6 protein-coding genes and 1 pseudogene are annotated in these 6,704 nt (G+C 70.5%); 5 read left to right on the forward strand and 2 right to left on the reverse strand.

Going from position 1 to position 6,704, the window contains the following annotated elements; genetic code table 11:
- Positions 1-44 precede the first annotated feature (44 nt).
- The 5 genes from GRC12_RS20550 to GRC12_RS20570 all read left to right on the forward strand — a co-directional run bounded on the left by GRC12_RS20550 (position 45) and on the right by GRC12_RS20570 (position 5,064).
- Positions 45-881, forward strand: coding sequence for a DMT family transporter (locus GRC12_RS20550; RefSeq protein WP_208780775.1), 837 nt, complete (start codon positions 45-47; stop codon positions 879-881).
- Positions 882-909: 28 nt separating this feature from the next.
- Positions 910-1,557: an FMN-binding negative transcriptional regulator gene (locus tag GRC12_RS20555; RefSeq protein WP_208780776.1), complete on the forward strand. Its 648-nt coding sequence runs from the start codon at positions 910-912 to the stop codon at positions 1,555-1,557.
- A gap of 34 nt (positions 1,558-1,591) precedes the next feature.
- Positions 1,592-2,299 carry a B3/B4 domain-containing protein gene (locus GRC12_RS20560; protein ID WP_208780777.1) on the forward strand — a complete coding sequence of 236 codons (708 nt, stop codon included), beginning with the start codon at positions 1,592-1,594 and terminating at the stop codon, positions 2,297-2,299.
- 59 nt (positions 2,300-2,358) lie between these two features.
- Entirely contained in the window at positions 2,359-3,588 is a 1,230-nt protein-coding gene (locus GRC12_RS20565; RefSeq protein ID WP_208780778.1) for a trans-sulfuration enzyme family protein, read from the forward strand.
- Positions 3,589-3,930: 342 nt separating this feature from the next.
- Positions 3,931-5,064, forward strand: a complete 1,134-nt coding sequence (locus tag GRC12_RS20570) for an ABC transporter substrate-binding protein (RefSeq protein ID WP_208780779.1) — start codon at positions 3,931-3,933, stop codon at positions 5,062-5,064.
- A 149-nt stretch (positions 5,065-5,213) separates the two neighbouring features.
- Here the strand turns inward: GRC12_RS20570 and GRC12_RS20575 are convergent, their stop codons facing one another.
- Both GRC12_RS20575 and GRC12_RS20580 read right to left on the reverse strand, forming a co-directional pair.
- Positions 5,214-6,308: an alpha/beta hydrolase family protein gene (locus GRC12_RS20575; protein WP_244373428.1), complete on the reverse strand. Its 1,095-nt coding sequence runs from the start codon at positions 6,306-6,308 to the stop codon at positions 5,214-5,216.
- Positions 6,305-6,704: pseudogene (locus GRC12_RS20580) on the reverse strand (bifunctional 3-(3-hydroxy-phenyl)propionate/3-hydroxycinnamic acid hydroxylase); the annotation flags it as partial. The gene GRC12_RS20575 and the pseudogene GRC12_RS20580, both read right to left, overlap by 4 nt.

Raw genomic sequence — 6,704 nt, forward strand, 5'->3', positions numbered from 1 at the left:
AATGTACGGTGTGGTCGTTCCACTGAATGGTAAGGGATTGTGCTGTGATCGCTCTGCTGCTGGCCCTGGGCAGCTCACTCGCGTACGGATGCGCCGACTTCCTCGGCGGGCTCGGCGCCCGGAAAGCCCATGTGCTGCGTACGGTGATGATCGCCGCCCCGGCCAGCCTCGCGGTCGAGCTGCTGTTGTGGCCACTGCTCGGCGCCTCCTTCAGCCCCGGCGCCCTGGGCTGGGGTGCCGCCTCGGGCGTCGCCTCGGCCGCCGCGTTCGCCCTGCTCTACCGCACTCTGGCGATCGGCCCGATGAACGTGCTGTCACCCGTGACCGCGCTGGTGTCCGCCGCGCTGCCGGTGGGTGTCGGACTGCTGCAGGGGGAGGAGTTGACCGCCGCCGGGGTGATGAGGCTGCCGCTCGCCCTCGTGGCCGTCGTCCTGGTCAGCGCCGGAGACGGCGCCGGCTCGGCCCGCCCCTCTCGTACGGCGCTGCTGCTGGCCTTCGGCGCGGGAGCCGCCATCGCCCTGCAGCTGGTCTTCCTGCACCAGGCACCGTCCGACAGCGGGGTCGCCCCGCTGATCGTGGGCCGGGCCGTTTCCTCCGCCGTCACCCTGGCCGCGGCCGGGCTGATGCGCCGCAGGCTGGGCCCCGAGCGGCCCGCGTACGCGCTGTCGGCGACCGCCGGCGTGCTGGACTCGGTCGCGAACCTACTGTTCCTGCTCGCCGCCCGCAGCGGAGACCTCACCGTCGTCGCCGTCATCACCGCCCTCTACCCGGCCGGCACCGTCCTGCTCGCCCGTGGCGTGCTCGCCGAACGCATACACCGCGCCCAGCTCACCGGCCTCGGCACCGCCGCCGTCGCCGTCAGCCTGCTCGCCCTGACCTGAGCAGGCTCGCACAACCAAGGAGAAGAGCATGCTGATCCACCCCTGGGACGCCGGCCTGGACGAGGCGGAGTGGCAGACCTGGATCGCCGACGGCCACGACTTCGGGCAGCTCAGCGTCAACGGCCTGCCGGGCCACCCGCCCATGGTGGTCCCCACCCACTTCACCTGCGACGGGACACATCTCCTGGTCCACCTCGCCAAGCCCAACCCGGTCTGGAAGGCGATCGAGCAGGACCCGAACGTCGCCTTCACCGTCATCGGCGACTACGCCTTCATCCCCGGCCCCTGGCGGGCCAAGCCCGGCATCCCGCCCACCGCCGGCGTCCCCACGAGCTACTACGCCGCCGTCCAGTTCACCTGCCGCGCCGAGATCGTCGACGACCCCGAGGCCAAGGCCGAGCTGCTGCGCCGCCAGCTGGCGCACTTCCAGCCCGACGGCGACCACGCACCCGTCGCGGTCGACGAGCCGCCGTACGGCCGGATGCTCTCGGGCATCCGCGGGTTGCGCCTCGAAGTCGCCGACGTACGGGCCAAGTTCAAGTACGACGACCACAAACCCGTCGAACACCGCAGCACCGTCGCCGAGCGCCTCACCGAGCGGGGGCAGGGCTTGGACGTGCCCACCGCACGCCAGCAGCTGCGCCGCCTCGACAGCATCGGCCCCTGGAAGTCCTGACCACCCCCGCTCGCAGGAAACGGAAACGCCGCCCATGCCCGCCTTCCGCATCGCCCCCGCCGTCGCCGAAGCCTTCCCCGACACCCTGATCGCCCTGGTCACCGCCACCGGCCTGCGCGGCCGCGAGTCCTGGCCGCACACCGCCGCCGCCGTGGAGGAGCTGGAACGGCAGCTCGCCGACGGCACCTGGCAGCCCGCCGACGAGACCGACCCCCGCATCGAGGCCTGGCACACCGCCTACCGCTCCTTCGGCACGAACCCCCGCCGGATCCGCCCCAGCGTCGACGCGCTCGGCCGCCGTCTCGCCAAGAAGGGGAGCCTGCCGCGCATCAACCCGGCCGTCGACTCCTACAACGCCGTCTCGGTACGGCACGGCCTGCCCGCCGGCGCCTTCGACCTCGAGCACGTCACCGGCGACGTCGACATCCGCCACGCCGACGGCACCGAGTCCTTCACTCCACTCGGCGAACCCGACACCGTCGAACACCCCAAGCCCGGCGAGATCATCTACGCCGACACCAGCGGCGTCCTGACCCGCCACTGGAACCACCGAGACGCCCACCGCACCCGCGTCACCGAGGACTCCACCCACGTCGCCTTCGTCATCGAAACCCTCCACGCAGACCGCGACGGCGATCTCCTCAAGATCGCGGCCGACGAACTGCAGGGCCTGCTCGCCCCGCACGCCGAACAGACCGCCGTGCGCTTCATCAGCCCGGCGCAACCCGAGGCAACAGCCTGAGATCCCAGAGGCCTCGGCCACAGGAACGCGAACCGACCGCAGCGAATCGAGGGACTTCCATGCCGAATTCGAGCACGCGACCGTCCGGGCCCGATAAGCATGACCCGGCCACGCTCGCGTTCCAGACCCAGGCGGTGCACTGCGGGAACCAGGCTGACGTCGGCACGGGCGCGATCCGTATGCCGATCATCATGGCGAATTCCTACACCCTGCCCGAGGACCCGTTCACGCTCGACGCGGACAACCCCGACCTGCTGGTCTACACGCGTGAGTCCGGCGCGAACCAGCTCGGGCTGCAGACCAAACTCGCCGTCCTGGAGGGCGGCGAGGACGCGGTGGTACTGGCCAGCGGCGTGGCGGCACTGCACGCCGTGTTCTTCACCCACCTTCGCGCAGGGGACCACGTCATCGTCTCCGACGTCACGTACAGCGCGGTGTGGCGGCTGTTCGCAGAGCTGCTGCCGGTCAAGTCCGGCATCGAGGCGACGTTCGTCGACGTCACCGATCTTGACGCCGTCCGTGCTGCGATGCGTCCCACCACCCGGATCATCCACACCGAGGTCATCGCCAACCCGACGGTGAAGACAGCCGACATCCAGGCCCTGGCCGACGTCGCCCATGACGCAGGCGCGCTGCTGACCGTGGACTCCACCTGCACGCCGCCGCCCCTGTTCCGCCCGCTCGCGCACGGTGCCGACCTGGTGGTGCACTCCCTGACCAAGTACATCAACGGGCACGGCGACGCCATGGGCGGCGCCGTCATCGGGCCGCGGGAGCTGATCCACCCGATCAAGTCCGATGCCATGATCAACGTGGGCGCCACCATCTCCCCGTTCAACGCCTGGCTGATCTCACGAGGTTCCATCACGCTGCCGCTTCGCCTGCGTCAGCACCTCGCGGGTGCCCAGCGTGTGGCGGAGTTCCTGGAAAGCGACCCCCGCGTCCTGCACGTCGCCTATCCGGGGCTTGCCTCGCATCCGCAACACGAGCTCGCCGAGCGGCAGTTCGGCGGTCAGGGCTTCGGCGCGCTGATCGCTTTCGCTCTGGACGCCGATCACGACACCCGCAACGCCTTCGTCAACAGCCTGCGGCTGATCTCCTCCGCGGTGTCCCTGGGCCACGACGAGACGCTCATCGTCTACGAGGACGCTCCTGCCGGCCGCGCCGCCATGTTCCCCGAGGTGTTCCGCACCCACGGCTTGCTGCGGCTGGCCGTGGGACTCGAGGACCCCGCCGACCTGATCGCAGACCTGGCCGCAGCCCTGGACACCGCGGTGCCCGCGCGCTGACCCACTTACCAGGGGCAGGCCACGAGCTGGCACCTCTCAGCCCGCCGCAATGCCACCGTCACCACTGCGGCTCCGGTGACCGCCCGCCCGATCGGTCGCAGCAATCCGTTCCTACCGCCGACGCCAGGGCAGCGTCTCCTCATCGCGTCAACGCGTCGAACTGCGCGCGTCGTCGCAGCGGTCCATGTAGCCCACCTGCCGGCTGAAGGTGGAGCACCGCGTGAGTGAGCCGGCCGCGGGCGGTCCTTGCTTGAACTTTCAAACTAAACGGCGTAGCGTGATCCACACCGAAACGTTTGAACTCTCAAACGATTGCTTGCTTCAGGAAGGCAGCACAACGCCATGCAGTACAGGAACAAGCTGATCGGCGCGGCCATCGCCACCGCCCTGGCCCTCACCGCCGTCACCACGACCGCCATGGCCGACACCACCACTCACCGGCACTCCACCGCCGGCGAGCAGAACCAGCTCCAGGCCCTCCACAAGGCGGCCGTGGCCGAAGGGGGCAAGGTCACCGTCTACATGGGCGGCGACGCCCCCGGCCAGTGGGACAACCTGGCCGCCGCGTTCCACCAGCAGTTCCCGGACGTCCAGCTGCACCTGGTCACCGACCTGAGCAAGTACCACGACGCCCGCATCGACAACCAGCTCGCCACCGGCCACCTCGTCGCCGACGCCGCGATCCTCCAGACCACCCAGGACTTCGACCGCTGGAAGAAGCAGGGAGACCTGCTCAAGTACAAGCCGGTCGGCTGGGACAAGGTCTTCACCAACGCCAAGGACAAGGACGGCTACTACACCGGCGTCTTCTACGGCGCCTTCTCCTACATCGTCAACACCAAGCAACTCCCCACCAAGCCAAGCGACTTCAAGGCCACGGACCTGCTCAAGCCCGTCTTCAAGAACAAGTTGATCCTGACCTATCCCAACGACGACGACGCCGTCCTCTTCGGCTACCGGCAGATCGTCGACAAGTACGGGTGGAACTACCTGGCCCACCTCATCAAGCAGAACCCCAAGCTGATCCGCGGGGTCCCGGGCTCGGCCGCCGGGGTGGCGAGCGGCGACTACCTCGCCTCCATCGCCGTCGGCGGCGACGCCCGCCCCAACGGCACCCAGGTCTTCTCCAACTCCGAGCGCTTCAACTCCTGGGCCCAGCGCGGCGCCATCTTCAAGCGCGCACCGCACAAGGCCGGCGCCAAGCTCTTCCTGAGCTGGCTCGACTCCCAGGCGGTGCAGAAGAACGCCATCGCCACCTGGACCTGGTCCGTCCGCAAGGACGTCGCCCCGCCGACCGGCCTCAAGCCTCTGGCCTCCTACAACAACACCAACCCCGACGCCTTCGCGAAGTTCATGAGCGACCGCGGCGCCGTCGAGCGCTTCCGCTCCCAGGTCGAGCTCTACTTCGGCCAGGTCAAGGGAACCGACCCCGGCGACCCCGACGGAGCCCTCGGACGTACGCCCGGAGCGTTCTGACCTCTGCTCCCGCCTCACCCGGAGCGGTTCCACGACGGCCACGATCCTCATGGGCGAAGGTCATCACGTCGCCTTCGCCTCCGGCGCTACGCGATGTCGAACCTGGCCGTGTGAAGGGCGCGGTCACACCGACGAGTCCACTGGTGGTCCTAGCCTGTCGGGGTGTCCTGGCCGGTGAGGTGGTCGATGAACCAGTCGCCGGTGAGCGCGTCGCGTTCGGCCGCGTGGTTGTAGAGCGTGTGCTCGCCGTCGGGCCAGATGCGGACGGTGGCGGCGACGGGGTCCGCGGCGCGCAGGAAGGGCTCCTGGTCCTCGTAGCGGGCCAGGGGGTCCTGTCCCCCGTGGAGCAGGAGCAGCGGACAGGTGATGCGGTGCTCGGCCGGGTCGAAGCGCAGGGCATGCATGACCTCGGCCACCCTGCCCGGGTCGTCGGTGCCGACCACGGCGGCCATCTGCTCACGGGCGGTACGGAATTCTGGGACCGTGGGAGCGGCCGGGGCGCCGTTGACGACCACCGCGCCGACGCGCGGGTCGGCGGCGGCCAGGTGGGCGGCGAACAGGCCGCCGAAGCTGACGCCCTGCACTCCGATCGCGCCGCCGAGGCGGGGATCGGCCTCGACCAGGTCGACGAAGCGGGCGAAGCCGTCGGTGACGCGCTCGTCGACGTACAGTCCGTGGCGCAGCCGCGACTCGCCCTGACCGGGGCCCTCCGCGAGGAGGCAGCCCAGGCCTCGTGCGGTGTAGGCGTCGGCGACCGGCAGGTATGCGGCGCCCCAGCCGCTGAGCCCGCCCCAGACGATGACGGTGGCCAGGGCCTCGCCGGTCGGCGGCAAGCACAACCAGCCGCTGAGCAGCCCGTCACGATACGGGATCTCCACCCGCTCCACGGCGGGTGCGAGAGCGGCGGTCGCTGCGGTGTGCCGGGCGTACAGATCCCGTTTCTCCGCGGTGTCGGTCTGGTGCGCCATCTGCGCGAACATCCAGGCCGCGGAGGCGAACCGGTACGCCTGCCCGGAGGTCGTGCGGTGCCCGGACTCCTCCGCCAGGCGGGCCCGTTGCAGCTGTGTCAGCGCGATGGCCGCGGCGGCGTCCTGCCACGGTGTCCCGGCCGCGGTGTCGGCGAGCAGGCGGCGGGCGTCGGCCGGGTCCATGCCGCAGTCGGTGAGCCGGGTGAAGGGCATGGCCCGGTGCTGGGCCGCCACCAGCGGTGGCAGAGGAGCCGTCCCGGGAACCGCGGGCGTCATGCGACCGCCTTGGCCGTGCCGGACAGTGCGTCGTTCAGGTCGTCCACGAGCGCGCCGAGGTCCGTGCTGTCGGCCGCCGTGCCGAACAGCACGAAGTCGGGGCGTGCCAGGTAGGCGACGGCGCCAAGCCGCTGGAGATACTCGCGGTGCCGTCCGTCGAGGTCGTCGACGGCGTCGAGGGAAATCACGGTGCAGCCCAGGCGCTCCAGCATGCCGAGGCGCTCCGGGCCGAGGGCGGCGGTGGGGTCCTCGGTGGCGATCAGCATGAAGCCGTACCCAGTGACGTCGTCGAGACGGCCGGTGCGGCCGTCGGGCAGGCGGACGCGGCCCTGCGGGGTGAGGGTGCCGACGGGGCCGCTTCCCTCGCGCAGCACGCCGTCCCGCAGGGGCGGGAAC

The sequence above is a fragment of the Streptomyces griseorubiginosus genome, assembly GCF_017614965.1.
GTDB lineage: Bacteria > Actinomycetota > Actinomycetes > Streptomycetales > Streptomycetaceae > Streptomyces > Streptomyces griseorubiginosus_B.

Excerpts from the sequence above, each read along its gene's own strand:
- GRC12_RS20555 (WP_208780776.1), top strand. The coding sequence starts at position 910 with ATGCTGATCCACCCCTGGGACGCCGGCCTGGACGAGGCGGAGTGGCAG.
- GRC12_RS20560 (WP_208780777.1), top strand. The coding sequence starts at position 1,592 with ATGCCCGCCTTCCGCATCGCCCCCGCCGTCGCCGAAGCCTTCCCCGAC.
- GRC12_RS20565 (WP_208780778.1), top strand. The coding sequence starts at position 2,359 with ATGCCGAATTCGAGCACGCGACCGTCCGGGCCCGATAAGCATGACCCG.
- GRC12_RS20570 (WP_208780779.1), top strand. The coding sequence starts at position 3,931 with ATGCAGTACAGGAACAAGCTGATCGGCGCGGCCATCGCCACCGCCCTG.
- GRC12_RS20575 (WP_244373428.1), bottom strand. The coding sequence starts at position 6,308 with ATGACGCCCGCGGTTCCCGGGACGGCTCCTCTGCCACCGCTGGTGGCG.